2 protein-coding genes are annotated in these 2013 nt (G+C 68.9%); both read right to left on the bottom strand.

Annotated elements, in window-relative coordinates:
• On the bottom strand, window positions 1–1460 hold a 1460-nt coding region (locus tag UK23_RS36120), incomplete at its 3' end, for a molybdopterin-dependent oxidoreductase (RefSeq protein ID WP_231114835.1).
• Window positions 1461–1470: 10 nt separating this feature from the next.
• Window positions 1471–2013 (bottom strand): TetR/AcrR family transcriptional regulator (locus UK23_RS36125; protein ID WP_045316250.1); only part of this gene is annotated, 543 nt, incomplete at its 5' end.

Raw genomic sequence — 2013 nt, forward strand, 5'->3', positions numbered from 1 at the left:
TATAAGAGACAGGCGTAGTCCTCTTCGGACAGAGCACCGGACGCCTCGACCAGCCGGGCGTGCATCTCCGGTTCGGGCAGCACTCCCTCTGGTGCGGGCACGACGGGGTGCCGCAGGTGGAAGATGTTGCGCGGGAAGTCGAAGTTGAAGAACGTGGCCTCGAACTTCTCGAACTGGGTCGGCGCGGGCAGCACGTAGTCGGCCAGGCGCGCGGTCTCGGTCATCGCGACGTCGATGACGACCACGAGTTCCAGTGCCCGCAACGCCTCCCGCATCCGTGCCGAGTCGGCCAGGGAGTGTGCGGGGTTCGCACTCTCGACCAGCATCGCCCGGTAGCGAGCGGGGTGGTCGGTGAGGATCTCCTCGGCGATCACGTTGCAGGGCACGAGACCGCTGATGATCCGCGCGCCCGCGACCGGGCTGCGCGGTCCTTCTTCGCCGGAGTGGCCGCGGTCGCGGCCGATCGGCACGAGGCTGGACGGCACGTACTGCGCGCCCTGTTTGCCGAAGTTGCCGGTGAGCAGCCAGACCAGCTTCTCGACGTAGCTCACGAGCGTGGAGTCGCGGTTCATCTGCACGCCGAGGTCTTCGAACACGGCCACGGAATCGGCGGCGGCGATCCGGGCCGCGACCGTCCGCACGAGCGTTTCGTCGACGTCGGAAACGGCGCAGTAGTCGCCAACCGGTACCTGCCGCAGGACATCCGTGACGGCGTCGAAGCCGTTCGCGTGCTCAGCGAGCCAGTCCGCGGCGATCAGGTTCTCCTGCACGAGCACGGCTGCCAGCGCGGTCAGCAGGTAGAGGTCGGTGCCGGGCCGGACCTGGAGGTGGAAGTCCGCCAGTTCCGCCGTTTCGGTGCGGACCGGGTCGATCACGATCATCGACCGTGCGGGGTTCTTGGCGATGTCCTTGAGCACCGAGCGGGCGCGCGGGAAACCGTGCGACTGATAGGGGTTCTTGCCGACGAACAGCGCGACCTCGCAGTGCTCGAAGTCGGCGCGGGTGATGTTGCCGAGCATGCGGGCGTTCACCCAGAACTCGCCGGTCTTCTCCTGCGCGAGCGCGGACGAGCGGTAGCGGGCGCCGAACGCGGCCAGGGTGGCGGGCGAGTACGCGCCCCCGAGATGGTTGCCCTGACCACCACCGCCGTAGTAGAAGATCGTCTCCCCGCCGAAGCTGTCCCGGACCTCGCCCAGGCGCGCCGCGATCTCGCTGATCGCGGTGTCCCAGCCGATCTCCTCGAACGTGCCGTCCGGCCGCCTGCGCAGCGGGTGCGTGATCCGGCCGGTCTTGCCGTTCTGGTGCAGGTCGAGGCGCAGCGCCTTGTTGCACGTGTAGCCGGCCGAGGCGGGATGGAGCTTGTCGCCGCGGATCTTCTCGAACGTCCTGCCGTCGTCGCCGACGAGGATCTCGATCCCGCAGTTGCACTCGCAGAGGATGCAGGCGCTGGGTTGCCACATCGGCAGGCTCCTAGTCATCTCGTTCGAGAAGAGGCGCGATCTCGACGAGAACGTCGTCGAGCGGGCTCAGGTCGCGGTTCGCGCGGCAGAGGATGATCGCGCCCTCGATCGCGGACACGACCAAGGTCGCCAGCCGCTGGGCGCGCGGTGCCGGGAAACCGCCGGCGGACAACACATCGGCGAGACTCGCGTGCCACTGGGCGAAGATCTCCCGCACCACTTCGCCGGCATCGGGAACGAGGTCGCGGCTGTCCATCGCCATCGCCGCGACCGGGCAGCCCGCCTGGAACTCGGTCTTGGTCAGAGCGCGTTTCCAGAACCGGACGAGACCTTCGACCGTCCGCTGGACGTCGCCTCCGGCCGCGGAGTCGCGGACCATATCGGCGATGTAGTCCCCGGCCTGGCGGACCGCGCCGAGCACGATCTCGTTCCGGCCGCCGGGAAAGTGGTGGTAGACCGATCCTCGCGGCGCCCCGCTGTGCGCCAGCACGGCGTCGACCGTCACGCCCGCGGCGCCACGTTCCCGCAGCAGCAGCACGGCGCTGTCCAGCAT

This window comes from Lentzea aerocolonigenes, assembly GCF_000955955.1.
Lineage (GTDB): Bacteria > Actinomycetota > Actinomycetes > Mycobacteriales > Pseudonocardiaceae > Lentzea > Lentzea aerocolonigenes_A.